The organism is Pseudomonas sp. C1C7 (genome assembly GCF_013359595.1).
GTDB lineage: Bacteria > Pseudomonadota > Gammaproteobacteria > Pseudomonadales > Pseudomonadaceae > Aquipseudomonas.
In genome coordinates this window covers 27,667-47,872 of the sequence record NZ_JABFMP010000043.1, presented here as the reverse complement: position 1 = coordinate 47,872, position 20,206 = coordinate 27,667, and the positions used below count along the sequence as shown (strand labels likewise).

The following is a 20,206-nucleotide window of genomic DNA, read 5'->3' as shown; positions in this document are numbered from 1 at the left end:
TTTGCTTTTCAAGATCAAGATCAAAAGATCGCAGCCTTCGGCAGCTCCTACAGGGGTCATCGCATCTAGCGCATGAACAGGCCGCCATTGATGTCCAGGCACGCACCGGTTACGGAGGTGGCGTGCTCGGCGATCAGCAGCAGGACGCTGTCGGCGACGTACGACGGATCGCCCAGGGTGCCCGCCGGAATCATCTTCAGAATCTGCTCCAGACGCTCCGGCGCCACGGTTTCGCGCACCACCGGCAAGTCCAGCGGACCCGGCGAGATGCTGTTGACCGTCACGCCGCGAGGCGCCAGCTCACGGGCGAAGACCTTGGTCAGGGTCGCCACGCCGCCCTTCGCCGCCGCGTAGTGCGCGCCGGTGGCGGTGCCGCCGTTCTGCCCGGCCAGGGAGGCGATGTTGACGATACGCCCGAAGCCACGCTCGGCGAAATGCGCGCCGAACACCTGACAGGCCACGAAGGTGCCCCGCAGGTTGATCGCCATCGACTCGTCGAACTCTTCGGGCGTGATGTCCATCAGCGCCGCGACCTTCGACACCCCGGCGTTGTTCACCAGAATGTCGGTGCCGCCCCAGCGCTCGGCGAGCACATCGCGAGCACGCTGGAAGTCGGCTTTGCTGCGCACATCCAATTCAATGGCCAGTGCAGTGGCGCCGCTGCCATCCAGCTCGGCGGCCAGCTGCTGAACGCCATCAAGGCGCACATCCGCCAGGCCGACGCGATAACCGGCTGCATGCAGACGGCGGGCGATGCACTCGCCCAATCCGCGCGAAGCACCCGTTACCAGGGCTACTCGACTCATGATGTTGCCCTCAAAGCAGGAAGCCGAGCGCGCTCAGGCTGTCGGTGGAGTTGATCAGGCGCACCACTTTGCGCTCCAGGCTCGGCACGCCGTCGGTGAAGCGAATGCGGTGGTTCAGGTCAGCCACGAACGGCGTGTGCACGCCGCGCTTGTAGGCGTACAGCAACTGCGCCGAGTTGACTTCGACGATGTCGCCGGCCGCTTCCACCAGGCGGAAACGCGAGACGGTGCGGATGGTTTTCGCCGCGTCCACCGCCGACGGCGAGTAGCCGGCGGTCAGGCGTTCGATACGCAGGTCACGCATGCGCGCGTCGTCGTAGGCGTAGTTGAGGGTGGCCTCGAAGTCTTCGGTGTCCGGGTCGATCGGCACGATGTACTTGCCGCTCTCGCTCCACAGGGTCGCCCATTCGGCGTAATTCTTGTGGTCCAGCAGCTCGGCTTCGCGCCAGATGAATTCGATGGCTTGGGCCAGCGGGCCGGAAAAACCGTTCAGGGTGTCGTGATTGCTCATTGGCTCATCATCCTTTTCCACATGTCGTAGGCACCGCGCATGCCGCCTTCGTCGGTGGCGTGGCTGACTTTGTCGCCGTTTTCAGCGGTGATTTCGCGGTTCAGGCCGCGGTTGACCAGAATCGGCGCGTCAACGCCGGCATAGGAGCCGCGCTGCACGCGGTCCCAGGCCTCGGCATCGTCGGGGCTGCCGAAGCCGAACGGGCCCTGGAAGTGTTCGTGAATGCGCATGCGCTCGCGGTTGGCGATTTCCGGGCCACCGTCCATGCCCAGGGCCACGTGACGGATCTCGGTTTCGGTGACCGACACCGGACGCAGCACGCGGAAGAACGACATCGACATGGCGATGTTGGGGAACAGGTTCAGGTTGAAACCGGCGCCGTGCAGCGAGCGCACGATGCGGCGTACCTGCTCCGGCGGCATGGTTTTCGACAGTTCTTCGGTGACGTGAGCGAAGCGTTCCTGCAACTGCTCGGTGCCGTCGTCGTGATCCAGATCGACGTGCTCCGGCACCATCACCATCACGCTGTGGCCGTTGCCCAGCGAGTGGGTCACGGCCTGCTCGTCGGTCATGAACGAGAGCATTTCCGAGGTCTCTTCATCCACCGACGACATGAACGACTTGTGCACGATCGGGAAGTGGTAACCGTCGGTGGTGTTTTCCAGCTGGATCTTCCAGTTGCCCTTGAAGCTGAACTTGTGTTCGCCCTGGGTCTTGATCGGGTAGCCGGCGCCCTGTTTCATGAACAGGTCCATCCAGTGTTTGGCGCCGCCGAGGAAGTCTTCCAGCGGTTCGATGTCGTCGTTGTAGCTGGCGAAGATCATGCCCGCGTAGCTTTCGACGCGCAGGCTGGTCAGCGGCAGTTCGGACTTTTCGAGGATGCCTTCATAACCGTCCGGATACGGCAGCGCGCGCAGCTTGCCGTCCAGGCCGTAGGACCAGCTGTGGTACGGGCAGGTGAAACCGGTGGCGTTGCCCTTGTGCTTTTCGCACACGGTGGCGCCACGGTGGCGGCAACGGTTTTCCAGGACGTTGATGTTGTTCTTCTTGTCGCGCACGACGATCACCGGACGACGGCCGACCATGGCGGTCTTGAAGTCTCCGCTGTTGCGCACTTCGCTTTCGTGGGCCACCCACACCCAGGTGCGGTAGAAAATCTTTTCCAGCTCGGCTTCGAACAGCGCCGGATCGTTGTACAGCGAGACGTCGACGCGGTCGTGCTGGACCAGCTCTTCGGGGCTTTTCGACGTCGCGATCAGCCGGTATTCATGAGTGCTCATGCGGTTCTCCTCATGGCTTCTTTTTATGATTGGGTTATGGAGCCGGGGGCTAACCGACCATGCTCTGTTGCAGTTGCGCACCGAAGGCGCAGACCACTTCGTCCTGACCTTTGCGACCGACGATCTGCAGGCCGACTTTCAGCCCGCCGCAATCGAGTTCCACCGGCACCGTCAACGCCGGATGCCCGCTCAAGTTGAACGGGCGCACCAGCGGCGTCATGCCGGCCACCGCCTTGCTGCCGGCGCGGGCTTCGCTGAGGGTCGGCGGCAGCGTGGGCAGGGTCGGCAACAGCAGCACGGCGAAGTCTTGCAGCGCGTCATCCACCTGTTGGGTGAAGCGGCTGCGCACGGCTTCGGCCTCGGCCAGTTCTTCACGGGTCGTACGGGCAGCCGCCAGCAGGCGGGTTTCCACGTCGGCGCCGATCAGGCCCTTGCCGGTCAGGTGACCGAACGCGGCCCAGTTTTCGAAATTGATGACGGTCAGGCCGGCAACGAACGCCGCTTCGAATTCGCTCAGTTGCAGGTGGCTGCGACGCCAGCCGGCGCGATCGGCGGCCGCGCCCAGGCTGGCTTGCAGATGCGCATCGCAGGCTACGTCGAGGAAGCCGACTTTTGCGCCGTCACCTGGCAACTCCTGCACGTTGAAGCCCGGGCAGATGACCTGCATGGCGGCGATCAGATCGTCCATGGTCCTGGCGAACGGGCCGACGCAATCCAGGCTCGATTCCAGCGGATGGGCGCCTACACGGCTGACCCGGCCGTAGGTCGGCTTGAGCCCGGCGACGCCGCAGCAGGCTGCCGGCACGCGCACCGAACCACCGGTGTCGGTGCCGATGGCGATGTCCGCAAGGCCCGCAGCCACGGCCGACGCCGAACCGCTGGAGGAACCGCCCGGCACCCGGTCAGGGGCCTGCGGGTTGATCGGGGTGCCGGTCCAGTCGTTGATGCCGGTGACGCCGAACGCCAGCTCGTGCAGGTTGGTCTTGCCAACGATCTGCCAGCCGGCTTCGAGAATCGCGTCCACGACGTCGGCGTTTTTCGTCGCCGCCGGCGCATCGGCGAAGGCACGGCTGCCGGAACGGGTCGGGTAGCCGACGATGTCGATGGAGTCCTTGATGGCAACGCGCTTGCCGCTGCCGCCGAGGAGGAATTCGCTGATGAAGGTGCTCATGCGTTCAGCCCCTGATTGAACAGACGTTGGGTGCGGAAATGCGCGATCAGCCAGGTGCCGTCGACGCAGCGGAAATCGATGTTCAGGCGGGTGCCGAACAACTCGCTGCGGCCATCGGCGTAGGTGGAAATCTGCTGCATGATCCACTGCCCCTGCGCGCTCTGGCCGTCGACCAGGATCGACTCGCTGGTGAGGTAGTGCAGGTTCAGCCGGAAGTGATCCGACGGCGGCAGGTAGCCGCCGACGAACGCGGCCACGGCCTCGCGCCCACGATGTTGACCGAAGGTCTGCGCGGTCTGGGTGCCGATGCCTTCCCAGATCGCGTCGATGCAGAACAGCTCGGCCAGCTCGCTGACCAGGGCCTGCGCCCTTGGCACATCGCACAGGTCCATGTAGCGCGCCATCAGGCGGCGCACTGCGCTTTCCCCTTCGAGCGTCGCCAGACGCTGCAGCAAGGCCTCGTTCATGGCTTACACCTTGGCCGCATCAGGGATGGTCAGCGGACGGCCGATGCGTGCTTCAACCTTGGCGTAGCGCCACAGGCTGTATTCGTTCACAGGCGTAGTGCGGAACAGGTTGCAGGCATCAATCACCGACTGATGGCAGTCGACGTCGGCCATGATGTACACGGTCCACGGCGAGGTGGTGGACGGGCCGACCATCAGGCGGTCGTCGTCCATCGCACCGAGCACGGTGATGCCAGGCATCGCGCCGAGATCGGCCATCATTTTGCTGAAGCCTTTCCAGACGGCCAGGCCTTCGCCGGTAGGCAAGTCGAAGAAGTTCTGGGTGATGCCGATGCAGAAGACGACGCGCAACGGTTCCTGGGTAGCTTGGGTCATGACGTGAATCCTTGAATAAGTGGCTCTAAACAGTTGAGGCTGGAATCAGATGTAGCCCGGGAATGGCGGCACGCCGAGGAACACCGAACCTGCGCCGTCGTACAGGCCTTCGCTGAGGAAGGCGTGCTGGGTCACCACCATCGAATCGCGCAGGTAGCGTTGCAGCGGATGGCGCAGGTAAATGGCGGTGGTGCCGGCCAGGTTGTAGGCGCTCTGCACCACGGCGGCGCCGGCCTGGGACACGTGAATCGCCGACAGGCGCAGCTGGCTGGTCTGCTCGGGCGTGACCGGGTTGCCGGCCAGGATCGATTGCCACACCTGTTCGGTGGTGCCGTAGAAGAAGCTGCGGGCGGCGGCGAGCTTGGCTTCGGCCTTGGCGATTTCGATGCGCACGTAGGCGCGGTCCGACAGCTTCGGCGCGCCGGTGATGCCACCGCCGTTGGCCATGCGGCTGATTTCGTCGAGGGCCGCCCGGGCGAGACCCAGGTTGACCACGGCCAGCACTTGCGCGGCGTAGGCGATCGACGGGTAGCGGAACAGCGGTTCGTCGATGGTCGCGGCGCCGCCGCGGATGAAGGTCCAGCGCTCGTCGATGTGCTTGTTGGTCACGCGCAGGTCGTGGCTACCGGTGCCCTTGAGGCCGACCACGTCCCAGTTTTCGATGATTTCCACCTGATCCGGACGGAACACCGCGGTGCGAGGCTTGCCGCCCGCCGCGCCGATGCCGACGCCGAGCAGGTCGGCGCCCTTGCAGCCGCTGGCGAATTTCCAGGTGCCGTTGACCTGCCAGCCACCGTCGACCGCTTCGGCCGGTTGCAGCGGGAACAGGCCGCCGGCGAACACCAGGTCAGGGCTGTCGGCGTACAGTTCGGCCAGGGTTTCTGGCGGCAAGGCGGCGAGATAGACGCCGGCGCTGCCGAAACTGGCGACCCAGCCGGCGGAACCGTCGGCTTCGGAAATGCGTTCGATCATCTCCAGAAAACGCGCCGGCGCCAGGGCGTCGCCGCCGTAGCATTTCGGCGTGGCGGCACGGTAGATGCCCACCTGCTTGAAGCGCTCGATCATGTCCCGTGGCACATGGGAGCGGCTGTCGAATTCGTCGCGACGCTGACGCACTTCTTCCAGGACCTGGGCGAAGGCGAGGCTATCGACGCCATTGTCGTCAACGCCGATCGATGCGTCTTGTTGCGCGACCGCTGAACGCAGCATGGGCTTTCTCCGTTTTGCTTATTGTTAGGTGGGGCGACACCGCATCTCTGCTTCCGTGGGAGCGAGGCTTGCCCGCGAACCAGGCGCTTCGGTCTGTCTGGTAGACCACGTCATCGTTCTTCGCGGGCAAGCCTCGCTCCTACAGGGAACGGGGTGCCCTGCATTGGAGCCCAGTGTAAAAACGCCGCCCGAACGCAACTATTGGTGCGTGCAGCCCCCCGCCTAAAGAAAACCCCTAGATCGCCCCCGGTTACCTCTGAGCGCATCCCCCGGCGCGAGCCGGTATAAAAAGCCATACTTCCGGTTCAACCGGTCCCCAACCCCTGCCTTCAAGGGCTGTGCGATGTACGTGCCTGAACAGAACGACTTTTTCACCCTGATCGAAGCCATGCCGCTGTGCATCATTCTTCACGATGCCCACAGCAAGGAGATTCTCTGGGCCAACGCCGCGGCCCTGTCGGCGCTGGGCTTTACCCTCGAGGAACTGACCCCGCTCAAGGCCCCGGACATGACCCGCGATGCGCCCAAGTACCGGCGCTCGGTGGGTTTGCGCTGGCTGGAAGGCGCGGCGCGCACGGGGCAGCGCGCCATCGAGTGGTGCTACCGCTCCAAACAGGGGGTGGAGATTCTGTCCGAGGCGGTGGCGACCCTGGTGCACCTGCAAGGTCGCGATGTGCTGATGGTGCAGTTCCGCGACATTTCCAAGGAAGACAAGGTCAAGCGCGACCTCAAGCGCTTCGAAAGCCGGCTCAAGGCGTTCATGCAGGATCTGGCCGAGGGTGTGGCGGTGTTGGGGCCGGAGGGTGAGATCCGGTTTATCAGCGACTCCGGCGCGAACCTGCTCAACGGCGCGGAACGCCAGCTGATCGGCAAGAATTTCCTCGCCTGGTGCGATGAAGGCTCACGTCAGCGTTTGCTGCAGCAGCTGTCGGCGGAGACGCCCGAGCACCTGCCGTTCAGCGTGCATTACAAAGTGCAGCGGCGCGACGGCGAGTGGCGCTGGCATGATGCGACCTGTCGTTTCATTGAAATCGAGGACGATCTGAACGGGCATCTGTTGCTGTTCCGCGACGTCACCGAACAGGTGCAGGCCGAAGAGGCGCGGCGGGTCAGCGAGCAGAAGCTCGAGTACCTGGCGCGCTATAACGCCATGGGCGAGATGGCCGTGGCGATTGCCCATGAACTGAGTCAGCCCCTGGCGGCGACGCGCAATTTCATTGAAGGCGCGGTGATTCGTTTGGGCAATGCGAGCGGCGTCGACGCGGGTGTCACCTGGGGCCTGCAGAGCGCCGTGCGGCAGATCGAGCACGCCTCGGTGATCATCAAGAGCGTGCGCGAATACGTGGTCAAGCTGGAGCAGAGCGAAGAGCTGATTGACCTCAATGAACTGCTGCGCGAAACCCGTTACTTCATCAGCCTGCGCGCCGACCCGAGCCTGGTGAAGGTGGATGTCATCACCGCCCCCGGGCCGCTGCTGGTGAGTTGCGAGAAAGTGCTGATCGGTCAGGTCATCCTCAACCTGGCCTTCAACGCCATCGAAGAAATGGCCGACCTGCCCATCGAACGCCGCGTGCTGCGCATCCACGCCAGCACCGACAACGGCATGGCCCTGGTGCGCATCGAAGACCGCGGCCGCGGGATACAGGCCGAGGCCCAGGAAAAACTGTTCGACGGCTTCTTCTCGTCCAAAGTCAGCGGCAACGGCATCGGCCTGGCCCTGTGCAAAAACATCATCGGCCGCCATCGGGGTGATATCTGGGCACAGAACCTTGAGCCTTGCGGCGCGGTGTTCAGCTTCACCCTGCCCCTGACGCCTGCGCCTTAAAGCAAAAGATCGCAGCCTTCGGCAGCTCCTACAGAAGAAATGCTGTCCATTGTGGGAGCGGGCTTGCCCGCGAAGGCGGAGTGTCAGGCGACATTGATGTAGAAGGTACAGCCCCTGAAGAAATGCTGTGCGCAATACAGAGCTACCGAAGCGGCAACATCAATGTGATGGGCGTGATTCCCGGACAAGGTATGAACCCTGCGTACTTGATGTAGAAATTCGAGAGGCATTCATTGAGCGGATGAACAATAAGTGCGCTGGACCCGATGGATTGAGATGCTGAAATGACCCGCTCGATGGCGTCTTGCAGCAAGTCGATTGCAAAACCTTGCCCCTGAGCTTCCAGCGTTATTCCCATGCGGCCCAGCAGAGTGACCGGATGAACGCTGGGTGAGTTGCGTTGATGATTTTTCGGAACGACTTTGGCGCGTGCAACGGAGCCGCTCGACAAGGTGTAGTAAGCCGCGACGGTCTGTGTTCCTTTGCGGCGACAAACGTAGACAACCGCGTGTTTGGCGGCCTGCGCCTTGCGTGCCTGCTTCAGAAGGTATTCATTGATGGAGGGTTCGCCCGAGTCGAACCCTTCGAAGAGGTGCCGGTCGTTGAGTCTTTCCGGAGCACTCAACTCCACCGTTTTGGACGTTCGAGAAGTTGGTGAAGACATTCGTTACCTCGGAGCGGATTCGCCTCAATGGCCTGTTCAAATGCGTCAAATGCATCGTCGTCAAGCAGGAACAAACGTTTTTCCAGAATGACTTCTTCTGCTTTCCGACAAGCCGCTTCCAGAATGAAACTGGTTCGATCACGACCGGACATGGCAGCGGCCAGATCGATCAGGCTGCGTTTCTTTTCGTCCGTCCTCATGTTGATTGGAACGGGTTTGGACTTTTCAAGGCGTTCGGTTGTAGCGGACATGATTCTTTTCCCATCTGAGGGCGCAGATTTTTAGCATGGATCCGCTAAGGAGCTAACGCATCAACCATGCGATTACTTTTCATTTTATGACTCCCCAAGAATGCTGGAGCGTCTCGGGCCTGATTTTCAAAACACGTTTCAAACGCTGGAAATCGTGAATTCTCCCGAAGGCAGTGCCATCGACTCTACGACGCTTGTGTAGCTAGTGTCTACACGCCGTATATCTTCCAGATATACGGCACTGCATCTTCCGCTTCCGAATTCCCCTCAATCCCCCGCCTTACCACCCCCCACCACAAGTTTCATGACACTGGCACAGATACACAATCTCTTGGCAGGCAGCGCAATTCCCCCGATTGCCGGGCGAGGCACTATTCAATGGTCAAAATCTGCCCACTCACCCGCGATCCGCGTTACCAACAATTCAGGAAGTTCCCCTTATGCGAACAAACAGGATCTCCGTACAGTCAGCGCTAGGCCTGAGCCTGCTTGTACTCGGTTTGAACAGTGCCCGTGCGGATTTGCCCGCAGACACCGGTATCGGCCAGACCACCCTGGCTTTCCCGGCCGAGCCGCACCGCGCGTTTGTCGTGGATGTGGAGTTCGAAAGCTTCGTCGCCGGTCGTGTCACCGTGGTCGACCCTGACCAGAAACGCGTGCTGGGCATGGTGCCTACCGGTTTCGCCGCGCCTTCGGCCCTGAGCCATGACAAGAAGACCATTTACGCCGCCGACATCTGGTACTCCCGTGGTACCCGTGGCACCCGCACCGACGTGCTGACCGCCTGGGACACCTCGACCCTGTCGCCGGCCTGGGAAGTGCTGATTCCGAACAAGCGCGCCGAGTCGCTGACCCAGCGCTACGGCCTGAAGACCAGCGGCGATGACCGTTTCGTCTACATCTACAACTTCACCCCGTCGACTTCGGTGACCGTTGTCGATACCCAGACCAAGGCCGTCGCCACCGAAATCGCGATCCCAGGCTGCGTACTGAACTATCCGATCGGCAAGCGCAAGTTCGCCTCGCTGTGCGGCGACGGCAGCCTGCAAGTGGTGACCCTCAACGATCAGGGCCAGGAAACCGCGCGCAGCCGTACGCCGTTCTTTGATCCGAACGCGGAAAAACTGGTGGAGCGCGCGGTCAACGTTGGCGACACCTACTACTTCACCACCACCACCGGCACCATCCGCGCCGTGGATTTCAGTGGCGATGCACCGAAGATCCTGCCGAGCTGGTCGCTGACCACCGACGAGGAAAAGAAAGCGGGCTGGGCGCCGGGCGGCTGGCAGCTGATGGCGGTCGCGCCGAAGCTCAATCGCCTGTACGTGCTGATGCATGACGCGCACGAAGCGATGAAGTGGGAAGACCCGAGCACCCTGATCTGGGCCTATGACCTCAAGACCGGCAAGAAAGTCGGCACCCTGGAAGCCCCGGCTCCGATCTGGAGCATGCAGGCGACCGGCGACGACAAACCGTTGCTGCTGGGTGCTGACGTCGAGGGTGGCTTGCAGATCTTCGACCTCAAGACCAACCAGCACACCGGTGCCATGGCCAAGGTCGCGAAAACCGCGACTCAGGTCATGAGCTACTAAGAGGTTCGGCCATGCAATCAGATCCGATCTTCATCATTGCCAGCGCCATCGCCATTGCGGTGCTGCTGGCCAGTGCCGCGACCCACAAGGTGCGGGCACCGGCGCGCTTCGCACGGCAGTTGGGCGACTACCAGCTGCTGCCCGAAGCGCTGGTGCGCCCTGTTGCACGCCTGGTGCCGTTCCTGGAACTGGCCATCGCTTTCGCCCTGCTGGTGCCGGTCAGCCGGCACTGGGCAGCCCTGAGCGCGGCCAGCCTGCTGGCGCTGTACGCCGCCGCCATCGGCATCAACCTGTGGCGCGGTCGTCGCGACATCGACTGCGGCTGTGCCGGTCCCGACCAGGCGCAACCGCTGCGTCCGGTTCTGCTGCTGCGCAACAGCGTGCTGGTGGCCCTGGCGCTGCTGGCCAGCGTGGCACCGGTGCTTCGCGACATGACTGTGTTCGATGGCTTCGTGACGCTGGCCTCTGCCGCCGTCGCCCTGCTCATCTACGCCGCGGCCGACGGCCTGCTGGCGAACTCCCCTCTTCTGCTCAAATTGATTGGTAGGTAATCAAAATGGAAGGCTTGATAGTTTCCAACGTTCTGCTCTGGGTATTGCTGGTGGCCGTGGCGTTCGTCGTCATGGGCCTGGTCCGTCAGATCGGCGTACTGCACGGTCGCCTGGCTCCGGCCGGCGCGCTGATGGTCGACAAGGGCGTGGCGGTCAACGAACCGGCTCCACAAATCACTGCTTCGGACCGCAAGGGTCGTCCGGTGAACTTCGGCTACGCCGGTGAGAAATCGCAACTGCTGTTCTTCCTCTCGCCGACCTGCCCGATCTGCAAGTCGCTGCTGCCGGCGATCAAATCCATCGCCAAGGAACAGGCAAACAGCCTGGACGTGGTATTCGTCAGCGACGGCGACATGGACGCCCAGCAAGCGCTGATCCGCGAACACAAACTCGAAGACGCCACCTACGTGGTCGGTCCGGAAGTGGGCATGACTTACCAGATCGGCAAGCTGCCTTACGCCGCCCTGATCGACAAGGCCGGCACCCTGCGCGCCAAAGGCCTGGTGAACTCCCGCGAACACCTGGACAGCCTGTTCGAGGTGGAACACCTCAAGCACGCGACGCTGCAGCAGTACCTCAACGCTCAGCCTCACGACCACGCTCACGACCACAGCCACGGCCATAGCCACTGATAAGGCAGGGAGACCTTCATGAAACTGCTGGATCTGTTGTTCGAGCGCTCCTCGCGCCGTGTTGCCGACACTACTTCGCGCCGCAAACTGCTGTCGCGCATGGGCTCGCTGATGGTGGCCGGTGCCGCCCTGCCCCTGCTGCTGCCGCTGGACCGTACCAGCAAGGCCCTGGCCGCCACCGATCCGAAAGCCGGTGACCCAGGTGATCCGAACAGCTGCGACTACTGGCGCTACTGCTCCATCGACGGCTTTCTGTGCAGCTGCTGCGGTGGTTCGGTGACCTCCTGCCCACCGGGCACCGAGGCCTCGCAAGTGACCTGGATCGGCACCTGCCGCAACCCGGCCGACGGCAAGGACTACATCATTTCGTACAACGACTGCTGCGGTAAGCAGAGCTGCGCCCAGTGCGCCTGTACCCGTAACGACAGTGAAGAACCGGCCTACCGCCCGTTCAACAACAACGACGTGAACTGGTGCCTGGCCGCCAAATCGCACATCTACCACTGCACCGTCTCGATCATTCGGGGTGTGGCGGTTTAAGCGATTCACCGCCGGTTGTTCTGCAACCGGCGGTTTATTTTTCCGGGAACGTCGGCAATGCCACAAAACTCCACCACAACATCCATCCCTGTAGCAGCTGCCGAAGGCTGCGTCCGACTGCGCAGCAGTCGTAAACCCTGCACGCACGGTCCTGCTGAAAGACCGCGTGTTCTGGTTTTACGACTGCTGCGCAGCCGGACGCAGGCTGCGCCAGCTGCTACACAAAACAAGATCGATTGCAGAGGTGTTCGTCATGCGTAGGTTGTTGATTCTGGGTCTGGTCTGCCTCATGACGACCCCGTTCGCTCACGCCCGGGCCATTCCCAACCCGAAGCAGGGTCATGCACCGGGCAACGAATCCCCGCAGACCCCGATCAGCCAGGCCGGCTACAGCACAGGCGTGAACTACCAGCTGCAATGCGCCGGTTGCCATCTGGGCGACGGCACGGGTTCGGCCGCCAACGACACGCCGCGCATGAAAGGCTTTGTCGGCAACTTTCTGAAAGTCCCCGGTGGCCGCGAATTTCTGGTGCGTGTGCCAGGCATGTCGCAGTCGGCGCTGAACAATGCGCAACTGGCGGACCTGCTCAACTGGCTGATGCGCGAAGACGGCATGGCGGGCGAGAGCATGCCCGAGCACTACCAGCCCTACACCGCCGATGAAGTCGCCGCGTTGCGCGCCGAGACCATGCTCAACCTGCCGGGCACCCGGGGCGAGCTGATCAAGGCCATGCGTGCCCAAGGCATCGCCATCGACGACGGCATGAATTACTGATCGCCACCGATCGTCGCCTGCCTGAGCGCGCAATAGGCGTCCACCAGCTGAGCCTGGCTGAACGCAAGATTCCGGCCGCTCGGGTTGGGTAATATCCACACCGCCGCATTGCCGAAGGTCCTGGGCTGTAGCCCCCACGCCACCTCCCGCTGCCCCGATAACGCCGAATACGCCGCCTTGCCCAGGAACGCCACGCAACGCGGCGCATAACGGGCGATCTTCCTTTCAAAGCGTGCCGCCGATTCCAGAAACTCCTGTTTCGACAGTTGATCGGCCCGGGCCGTCGGTCGCTCGACCACGGCGGTCAGGCCGCATTGATACTGCAGGATCGACCGGTCGTTTTCCGCACGCACCTCCTCAGGCGTAAACCCGGCCAGATGCAAGGTGCGCCAGAAGCGATTGCCGCGCCCGGCAAAGTGATGGCCCTGGGCGGCGGCGAGCAGGCCGGGATTGATCCCGCAGAACACCACCGCCAGCCCCTCGCTCAGAATGTCCTCGAGCCCCGGGTTCATGCCCTCACCCGCCACAGATCAGGTTGACCGCATTGCGCGCCAGCTCGCTCAGTTCTTCACGGGGTTTACCGGCCCGGGCGCGAATCGAAATGCTGTGCAGCAACGATGACGCGAGCACCGCCAGCGCGCCGACATCCACATCGTCCTTCAATTCGCCGGACTCGACGGCCTTGCGCAAGCGCACTTCCAGATCGGCATCGAGGCGGCTGAGACGGTCGGCCAGTACTTCGCGGATTTGCGGGTCCTCCACCGCTTCGGTGGTCGCCGTGCCGATGGCGAAGCAGCCACGGGCCTGGCCTTCCCCGGAGTAATAGATCGACAGCTGCCCTTCATAGAAGCGGGTCAGTGCCTCGCGCAACGGCAGTTCGTCGTCCGCCAGCGCCTGGTGCATGTCGGCGTGGGCGACTGCCCAGTACTGCTCCAGCGCCTTGAGGTACAGCGCGTGTTTGTCGCCGAACGCGGCATACAGGCTCGGCCGGTTCATGCCGGCGGCGTGGGCGATGCTGTCCAGGGAGGCGCCGGAATAGCCGGTGTTCCAGAACACACCAAGCGCTTGCTGCAGCGCTGTTTCGGGGTCGTAGGCGCGGGGCCGGCCACGGCCTTTGCCTTCGGAAGCTTTATTTTGTGCCATGTCGTACAAAATCCTTGTGGAAGGGTGAATGCAGGGATATTCTTACACCATCGCACAAAATTAAGGAACCAGAAGTTCCTTCAATTGAACGTTTGTTGAAGCACAGCTCAAAACGGCTATAGCGGCGACGAAACGAGTGCGGCGGAGCAACCCTCCCCACCGCGCACGGGTTTGCTTTCTCACAGCAATTATTCGTTTTGAGGTGTATCGATCATGACCCAACAGTTCGACATCCCCGCTTCGCAGAACTTCGAGCAGCCGCAGCGGATCAAGAAACCACTCAAGGAAAAACTGCGCCCTTGGCTGATGTTCGGCGTACCGGCTCTGGCTGCCGTCATCGGCTACGGCAAATACGTGGCCGGCGAGCCCTTCGTCACCACCGACAACGCCTACGCCCGGGTGGCCAAGGCTTCGATCAATGCGCGAATTTCCGGACAGGTGGTGGAAATCGCCGTCGAGGACAACCAGCAGGTGCACAAGGGTCAGGTGCTGTTTCGCATCGATCCCAAGCCCCTGCAGATCGCCATTGATCGCGCCCAGGCCCAGCTCAATGTGGCGCGGCTGCGCATCGACGGGCTCAAGGCCAGCTATCGCCAGCAGCAGGCGGATCTGCAATCGGCCAAGGAATCCGCCGACTTCGACCAGAAGGAATTCGCCCGCAAAAAGGCCCTGGTCGCGACCGAGTTCGTGTCCAAGTCCATCTATGAGCGTTCCGAAACCGACCTGAAGATTTCCCGCCAGCGCATCACCTCGATCGAACAACAGATCGCCAGCACCGTGGTCGCCTTGAATGGCAACCCGAACATCGACGCCGACAACCACCCGACGGTACGCGAAGCCAAGGCGCAACTCGACGAGGCGCAGCTGTATATGTCCTACGCCACCGTTTATGCACCGGCCGACGGCATCGTCGCCAAGGTCGATGACTTGCAGGTGGGCAATTACCTGAACAACGGCGCGGCAGCCTTTGCGCTGATTTCCGATCACGAGATCTGGGTCGAGGCCAACTTCCGCGAAACCCAGGTCACCCACATGCGCCCGGGCCAGGAAGCGACCATCAGCATCGACACCTACCCCGATCGCGTGTTCAAGGCCCACGTCACCAGCATGAGCCCCGGCGCCGGTTCGGACTTCTCCCTGTTGCCGCCGGAAAACGCCACCGGCAACTGGGTGAAGGTGGTTCAGCGGGTTCCGGTTCGCCTGGAACTGGATGAAATCGACCCTGCCCTGCCGCTGTTCTCGGGCACCAGCGCCACCGTGAAAGTCGATACCGGCCATCGCTCGCCGTGGTGGAGCCCGCTCAAGTCGTTGCTGACCGCAGGTAACTAGTGATGAACGCCAACACTCAAGCGATTCCAAGCACGGGTGTCGCAGGCTCGCTCAGGTTTGCCGCTTTGTTGGCGACCTGGATGCAGTCGGCGAACCTGCCGCTGCCCAATGCGGTGCTCAGGCTGATTCAAGGCAGCCTGTCGATGACCGACGACCAGGCGGGCTGGATTTTCACCGCCTACCTGGCCGCCAGCGCCATCACCCTGCCGATTGCCCAGTGGCTCGCCGGCCGCTTCGGTTTGAAGCGGGTTTATCAGACGGCACTGGCGTTCTTCATGCTGGGTCTGCTGCTGGCGACGGTTTCGACGACGCCGCTGGAGTTCATCGGCGCCCGTATCGTCCAGGGTCTGGCCGCAGGGGTGTTGGGCCCGCTTTCGATGGGGATTGCCCTGGAAACGCTGGCACCGGAAAAACGCATGAAATTCGGCGCCACCCTGACGGCCGTGGTGCTGCTGGGCATCGCCACGGGGCCGGCCATCGGCGGCTGGATCGCCGAGCATTTCGACTGGCGGCCGATCTTCTATATCAGCTTGCCGTTGTCGGCCTACATCTTCATGGTGATTGCGCTGTTGCTGGCCGAGAAGAAAGCCGACAAGGCCCCGGCCTACGACTTCTTCGGCTTCGCCAGCTTCACCCTGGCGCTGATCAGCCTGCAAATGCTGCTCGACCGTGGCGAACGCATGGACTGGTTCGACTCGCCGGAAATCTGGATCGAGGCCATTGCCTGTGCGCTGGGTTCGTACTGGTTCTTCGTGCACGTGCTGACCAAGAAGGTGCATTTCTTCAACAAGAGCCTGTTGCGTGATCGCAATTACGTGTTGTCGACGCTGATTTTCTTCGCCATCGGTTTCGTGCTGCTGTCGACCATGGCCCTGACCTCGCCGATGCTCGATGAAATCCTCGGCTACCCGCCTGACACCACCGGCGCCCTGACCCTGCCGCGTGGCGCGGGCATGGTGGGTGCGTTCCTGTTGACGGTGCGTCTGCCGGAGCGTTTCGACCGCCGGCTGTTCGTGGCCATCGGTGTGGCGCTGGTGACTTACGCCAACTGGCTGATGCTCGGCTACTCGCCGCTGATGGACTGGCCACCGGTGGCGATTGCCGGCGCCCTGCAGGGTTTCGGCATCGGCATGTCGATGGCGGCGCTGGCCAAAGTGGCGTTCAGCACATTGCCGGCTGCGATGCGCCCAGAAGCTACCGGTCTCTACAACCTGCTGCGGGCGTACGCCAGCACCCTGGGCGTGGCCATCGTGCAGATTTACTTCTTCAACAACACCCAGGCGATGCATCAGGCACTGGGCGCCAACATCACGCCCTATCACGGCGTGGGCCATGGCGTGTCGCTGGCCTTGCCGTCGCTGGAAGGACTGAACCACTTGATCACCCATCAGGCCGCGTTCATCGCCGTAATCGACCAGTTCAAGATTTTGATGGTGGCGATGCTCGTCGTGAGCCCGCTGGTTGTCTTTCTTCGCAAACCCGTTCCGACCAACTAGCTTCGTGGAGAGTGCCAAATGAAATCCCGTCATTCGTTCAAAACGCCATTCCCCGCCAAGCTCAGTGCCTTGTCGGTGTTTGTGTTCCTCGCCGCCTGCACCGTCGGCCCCGACTTCAAGGCCCCGGCCGACAGCACCTCGCAGCACTATGACCAACAGGCCGAACAAAGCCTTGGCCACAACGGCGAGCAGCACATTCAGTTTGGCAAGAACATCACCGGACAATGGTGGTCGGCCCTGCGCTCGCCCAAGCTCGATCAGGTGATGCGCCGGGCCATCGACGGCAACCTGGAACTGGTCGCCGCCGACGCGACCATTCGCCAGGCTGCCGCTTCCGTGGCCGCCGCCGAAGGCGCGCTGTATCCGCAGGTCGACTTCGGCGCCACCGCCGGTCGCCAGCGGGTGCACAACGCCAAGGACCCTTCGATTTCCAACTTCTATGCCATCGGGCCTCGGGTCGGTTTCGATCTGGATGTCTTCGGTGGCATCAAGCGCGAAGTCGAAGCACAGCAGGCGTTCACTGATCTGCAAAAACGTCGCTACGACGCCGCGTATCTGACCCTGACCGCCGACGTCGCCAGTCAGGCGTTGCTGGTGGCTTCTGCCAACGAGCAAATCAAGGCCGTGGAAAAGCTGCTGGCCAACGACGCGAAAAACCTTGAACTGGTGCGCGCGGCGCATCTCAATGGTGCTACCACGCAGATCGATGTCTCGCTGGCCGAAACCCGGCTGGCTCAGGACCGCACATTGTTGCCGCCCCTGGCCCAGCAGCGCGATGCCGCCACCCATGCGCTGTCGATCCTGACCGGCAAAGGTCCGGCGGACTGGATCGCGCCGCAGTTCGATCTGGCCGAGTTCACCCTGCCGGGCAACGTGCCGGTCAGCCTGCCGTCGGAGATGGCGCGCAACCGGCCGGATATCCAGCAGGCCGAGGCCCAACTGCATATCGCCAGCGCCGCCGTGGGCGTGGCGACCGCCAACCTTTATCCGAAGGTGACGCTGTCGGCCTCTCTCCTCCAGGCCGCGTCCGGCAACGGTGGCGCGGCGCTCTGGGGTTTCGCGGCCGGGATCACCGCGCCAATCTTCAACGGCGGCGCGCTCAAGGCTGAACGCCAGGCCGCGGTCGAGGGCTACAACGCGACCCTGGCCGGCTATCAACAGACGGTGATCAGCTCGTTCGGCCAGGTCGCCGACACGCTGCAAGCCATCAACCATGACGCCGAGCAATTCCGCGCCCAGGACGACGCACTGCGCTCCGCCCAGACCAGCTTTCACCTGAACCAGCAGGCCTACGCCCAGGGCGAGAACAGCATCCTTCAGGTGCTGGAAGCGGAACGGGCCTACGAGCAGGCATTGCTGGGGCATATCCGCGCCAAGACCGCGCAGTACCTCGACACCGTGCAGTTGTATGTGGCGCTGGGCGGCAATGCTGTTGGCGTGTTCGACCAGAAGCTTGCCAGTCGCGAGACGCGCAGCCCGTCGTACCAGTAACTCATCCCTGAAAGACCGCTTTCGCATTGGCGATGGCGGTCGGCAAAGCCGGAGTACATATGTCCTACGAACCGTTTTTTGATGAACTGCCCATCACCCGATACGCCCTGAACAACGGCTCGGGCACCCTGCCCGCCGTGGGTTTCGGCACCTTGTTCGAAGATCCCGGCGTCACCACCGAGGCCGTGACCCACGCCCTGCAAAGCGGCTTTCGCCTGCTCGATTGTGCCGAACGTTTTGGCAATGAAGCTCAAGTGGGCGAAGCTCTAAAGGCCTTCCTGGGAACCGGCAAGACACGGCGCGAAGAGCTGTTCATCACCGGCAAGCTGTGGAACAACAATCATCATCCGCAGCGGGTCTTGCCGGCCTTCGAGGCCAGCCTTGAACGACTTCAGGTCGACTACCTCGATTGCTATCTGGTCCACACGCCGTTCGCCTTCCGGGCCGGTGACGAGCAGTACCCCATGGATGCCTTCGGCCATGTGCTCTACGACTCGGGCGTGACCCTGATCGACACCTGGCGGGCCATGGAGCGCCTGGTGGACAAGGGCCGCTGCAAGTCCATCGGGCTGTCCAACATCACCCTGCCGGCCTTGCAGGAAGTGCTCGCCGTGGCGCGGATCAAGCCCGCCGTGGTGCAGGTGGAAGCCCACCCTTATCTGCCGCAATGGGAGCTGCTGGAGTTCTGCCAGCAGCACGGCATCGTGTTTCAGGCCTATGCACCTCTGGGCCATGGGCTGGAGCCGAAAATCGCGAAAAACCTGGTGCTGAACCAGATGGCCCGGCGTCTGCAAAAGACTCCGGCGCAGGTGGCGTTGGCCTGGGCGGTGCAGCGTGGCACGGCGTTCCTGACGACCTCCACGTCCCTGAGCCATATCCAGCAGAACATCGACATCTCGACCCTGCCCCACCGGGCAATGCATGAGATCCGCCAGGACATCACTACGCAGATACGCTTCAACTCGGTGGCGGAAAACGGCGTTCACCTGTTCCTTTCACCCACATACTGATGCCTGACGGCGGAGCGGCTCTTCAAACAGCCGCTCTTTTTTTGCCCTCGCGAATCATTGTTCGCGCCAGACCCTATAATCTGCGGCGTCCTTCTAGAGGTGAAAGCGATGGATGTGTTCCAGACCATGCGATTTTTCGTGGCGGTGGCCCAGAGCGGCAGCTTCACGGCAGCGGCCAATATGCTGGACACCACCACGACCAACGTCTCCAAGGCCGTATCGAGCCTGGAGACCCGATTGCGCACGCGCCTGATCAACCGCACCACCCGACGCCTGGCCCTGACCGAGGCCGGCACGCGGTATCTGCTGCGTTGCGAGAGGATTCTGGAAGAGTTGCGTGAAGCGGAGGAAGAAGCGGGAACCGCGCAGATCACCCCCGTGGGGCGCCTGAAGATTCATTCGATGTCGGCCATCGGCAATCATTACGTGATCGATGCCATCGCCAAATACCGCGAGACTCATCCCTCGGTGCAGTTTGACCTGACACTGACCAACCGGCTGCCCGATCTGCTGGAGGAGGGTTTCGACATGTCCATCGTGCTGGCCCGGGACCTGCCCGATTCGGGGTTTGTCGCCCAGCGGCTGGGCACTACCTACAGCATTCTGTGCGCTTCGCCCAAGTACCTGGAAAAACGCGGAATGCCCGACACGCCGGCTGCGTTGCGCGAACACGACTGTCTGAGAATGGTGAACACGCCGATGCCGGTGGAGCATTGGGTGTTCGACGGGCCACAAGGCGCGCAGACCATCAGCGTTCCGGTGTCGCCCTTTCAGATCAACACCGCCGACGCCATGACCATTGCCCTCATCCATGGCATGGGGATCGGTATTCAGCCGGTGGCGTCTGCCGTTGCGGGATTGAAATCCGGCGCCCTGGTGCGGGTATTGCCGCACTATCAATTCGAAGAGTTGAGCCTGTTCGCCATCTATCCTTCGCGAAAATTCGTCGATGCAAAAATAAAAACCTGGGTGGAGTTCCTGAAGGACTACGTGCCCGGGTTGTTGGCTGCTGATGAAAAAATTGCCTGCGCGTCGAAAAAGTTGAAGCGGTCCGACTGAAACCGCACGCCCGGATGGAGTGTCGACCC

The 20,206-nt window shown here is 62.5% G+C and carries 22 protein-coding genes; 11 read left to right on the top strand and 11 right to left on the bottom strand.

Going from position 1 to position 20,206, the window contains the following annotated elements; translation table 11 throughout:
• Positions 1 to 65: 65 nt before the first annotated feature.
• From HNO86_RS26030 to HNO86_RS26000, 7 genes are read right to left on the bottom strand one after another with little or no spacing between them, the layout of a single operon-like run.
• The gene (locus HNO86_RS26030) at positions 66 to 806 is read right to left on the bottom strand and encodes an SDR family NAD(P)-dependent oxidoreductase (RefSeq protein WP_175379793.1); all 741 of its coding nucleotides are present in this window, start codon (positions 804 to 806) and stop codon (positions 66 to 68) included.
• A gap of 10 nt (positions 807 to 816) precedes the next feature.
• Positions 817 to 1,317 (bottom strand): aromatic-ring-hydroxylating dioxygenase subunit beta, encoded by a 501-nt coding sequence (locus tag HNO86_RS26025; RefSeq protein WP_175379792.1) that lies wholly within the window; start codon positions 1,315 to 1,317, stop codon positions 817 to 819.
• Positions 1,314 to 2,597: a Rieske 2Fe-2S domain-containing protein gene (locus HNO86_RS26020; protein WP_175379791.1), complete on the bottom strand. Its 1,284-nt coding sequence runs from the start codon at positions 2,595 to 2,597 to the stop codon at positions 1,314 to 1,316. The genes HNO86_RS26025 and HNO86_RS26020 overlap by 4 nt, the downstream gene beginning before the upstream one ends.
• A 49-nt stretch (positions 2,598 to 2,646) precedes the next feature.
• Positions 2,647 to 3,768 carry an amidase gene (locus HNO86_RS26015; RefSeq protein WP_175379790.1) on the bottom strand — a complete coding sequence of 374 codons (1,122 nt, stop codon included), beginning with the start codon at positions 3,766 to 3,768 and terminating at the stop codon, positions 2,647 to 2,649.
• Positions 3,765 to 4,235 (bottom strand): nuclear transport factor 2 family protein, encoded by a 471-nt coding sequence (locus HNO86_RS26010; RefSeq protein ID WP_175379789.1) that lies wholly within the window; start codon positions 4,233 to 4,235, stop codon positions 3,765 to 3,767. The genes HNO86_RS26015 and HNO86_RS26010 overlap by 4 nt, the downstream gene beginning before the upstream one ends.
• Positions 4,236 to 4,238: 3 nt before the next feature.
• Entirely contained in the window at positions 4,239 to 4,610 is a 372-nt protein-coding gene (locus HNO86_RS26005; RefSeq protein ID WP_175379788.1) for a hypothetical protein, read from the bottom strand.
• A gap of 45 nt (positions 4,611 to 4,655) precedes the next feature.
• On the bottom strand, positions 4,656 to 5,819 hold the full coding sequence (locus HNO86_RS26000) for an acyl-CoA dehydrogenase family protein (protein WP_175379787.1): 1,164 nt from the start codon (positions 5,817 to 5,819) through the stop codon (positions 4,656 to 4,658).
• Between the two features lie 343 nt (positions 5,820 to 6,162).
• Here HNO86_RS26000 and HNO86_RS25995 point away from each other — a divergent pair, with 343 nt between their 5' ends.
• The gene (locus tag HNO86_RS25995; RefSeq protein ID WP_175379786.1) at positions 6,163 to 7,644 is read left to right on the top strand and encodes an ATP-binding protein; all 1,482 of its coding nucleotides are present in this window, start codon (positions 6,163 to 6,165) and stop codon (positions 7,642 to 7,644) included.
• Between the two features lie 142 nt (positions 7,645 to 7,786).
• On the opposite strand, the gene HNO86_RS25990 is transcribed toward HNO86_RS25995, so the two are convergent.
• Entirely contained in the window at positions 7,787 to 8,308 is a 522-nt protein-coding gene (locus HNO86_RS25990) for a hypothetical protein (protein ID WP_175379785.1), read from the bottom strand.
• Positions 8,266 to 8,559 (bottom strand): DUF1778 domain-containing protein, encoded by a 294-nt coding sequence (locus HNO86_RS25985; RefSeq protein WP_175379784.1) that lies wholly within the window; start codon positions 8,557 to 8,559, stop codon positions 8,266 to 8,268. The genes HNO86_RS25990 and HNO86_RS25985 overlap by 43 nt, the downstream gene beginning before the upstream one ends.
• Positions 8,560 to 8,999: 440 nt before the next feature.
• Between HNO86_RS25985 and HNO86_RS25980 the strand changes: the two genes are divergently transcribed.
• The 5 genes from HNO86_RS25980 (at position 9,000) to HNO86_RS25960 (ending at position 12,649) form a co-directional block, all read left to right on the top strand.
• On the top strand, positions 9,000 to 10,151 hold the full coding sequence (locus HNO86_RS25980) for an amine dehydrogenase large subunit (protein ID WP_175379783.1): 1,152 nt from the start codon (positions 9,000 to 9,002) through the stop codon (positions 10,149 to 10,151).
• Between the two features lie 11 nt (positions 10,152 to 10,162).
• Complete coding sequence (locus tag HNO86_RS25975) at positions 10,163 to 10,702, top strand: MauE/DoxX family redox-associated membrane protein (protein WP_175379782.1); 540 nt, start codon at positions 10,163 to 10,165, stop codon at positions 10,700 to 10,702.
• Between the two features lie 5 nt (positions 10,703 to 10,707).
• Positions 10,708 to 11,334 (top strand): methylamine dehydrogenase accessory protein MauD, encoded by a 627-nt coding sequence (gene mauD / locus HNO86_RS25970; RefSeq protein ID WP_175379781.1) that lies wholly within the window; start codon positions 10,708 to 10,710, stop codon positions 11,332 to 11,334.
• Between the two features lie 18 nt (positions 11,335 to 11,352).
• Complete coding sequence (locus tag HNO86_RS25965; RefSeq protein WP_175379780.1) at positions 11,353 to 11,874, top strand: methylamine dehydrogenase light chain; 522 nt, start codon at positions 11,353 to 11,355, stop codon at positions 11,872 to 11,874.
• Between the two features lie 253 nt (positions 11,875 to 12,127).
• Positions 12,128 to 12,649, top strand: a complete 522-nt coding sequence (locus HNO86_RS25960) for a cytochrome C (protein WP_175379779.1) — start codon at positions 12,128 to 12,130, stop codon at positions 12,647 to 12,649.
• Here the strand turns inward: HNO86_RS25960 and mug are convergent.
• Positions 12,643 to 13,161 carry a G/U mismatch-specific DNA glycosylase gene (gene mug, locus HNO86_RS25955; protein WP_175379778.1) on the bottom strand — a complete coding sequence of 173 codons (519 nt, stop codon included), beginning with the start codon at positions 13,159 to 13,161 and terminating at the stop codon, positions 12,643 to 12,645. The genes HNO86_RS25960 and mug overlap by 7 nt on opposite strands.
• A 4-nt stretch (positions 13,162 to 13,165) precedes the next feature.
• The gene (locus tag HNO86_RS25950) at positions 13,166 to 13,792 is read right to left on the bottom strand and encodes a TetR/AcrR family transcriptional regulator (protein WP_175379777.1); all 627 of its coding nucleotides are present in this window, start codon (positions 13,790 to 13,792) and stop codon (positions 13,166 to 13,168) included.
• A gap of 213 nt (positions 13,793 to 14,005) precedes the next feature.
• Here HNO86_RS25950 and HNO86_RS25945 point away from each other — a divergent pair, with 213 nt between their 5' ends.
• The 5 genes from HNO86_RS25945 (at position 14,006) to HNO86_RS25925 (ending at position 20,177) form a co-directional block, all read left to right on the top strand.
• Positions 14,006 to 15,121, top strand: coding sequence for an HlyD family secretion protein (locus HNO86_RS25945; protein WP_175379776.1), 1,116 nt, complete (start codon positions 14,006 to 14,008; stop codon positions 15,119 to 15,121).
• A 2-nt stretch (positions 15,122 to 15,123) separates the two neighbouring features.
• Complete coding sequence (locus tag HNO86_RS25940) at positions 15,124 to 16,617, top strand: DHA2 family efflux MFS transporter permease subunit (protein ID WP_175379775.1); 1,494 nt, start codon at positions 15,124 to 15,126, stop codon at positions 16,615 to 16,617.
• 18 nt (positions 16,618 to 16,635) lie between these two features.
• On the top strand, positions 16,636 to 18,108 hold the full coding sequence (locus HNO86_RS25935; RefSeq protein ID WP_175379774.1) for an efflux transporter outer membrane subunit: 1,473 nt from the start codon (positions 16,636 to 16,638) through the stop codon (positions 18,106 to 18,108).
• A gap of 59 nt (positions 18,109 to 18,167) precedes the next feature.
• A complete protein-coding gene (locus HNO86_RS25930) occupies positions 18,168 to 19,118 on the top strand; it encodes an aldo/keto reductase (RefSeq protein WP_175379773.1) in 951 nt (316 codons plus the stop codon).
• 108 nt (positions 19,119 to 19,226) lie between these two features.
• Complete coding sequence (locus HNO86_RS25925; RefSeq protein WP_175379772.1) at positions 19,227 to 20,177, top strand: LysR family transcriptional regulator; 951 nt, start codon at positions 19,227 to 19,229, stop codon at positions 20,175 to 20,177.
• Positions 20,178 to 20,206: the final 29 nt, after the last annotated feature.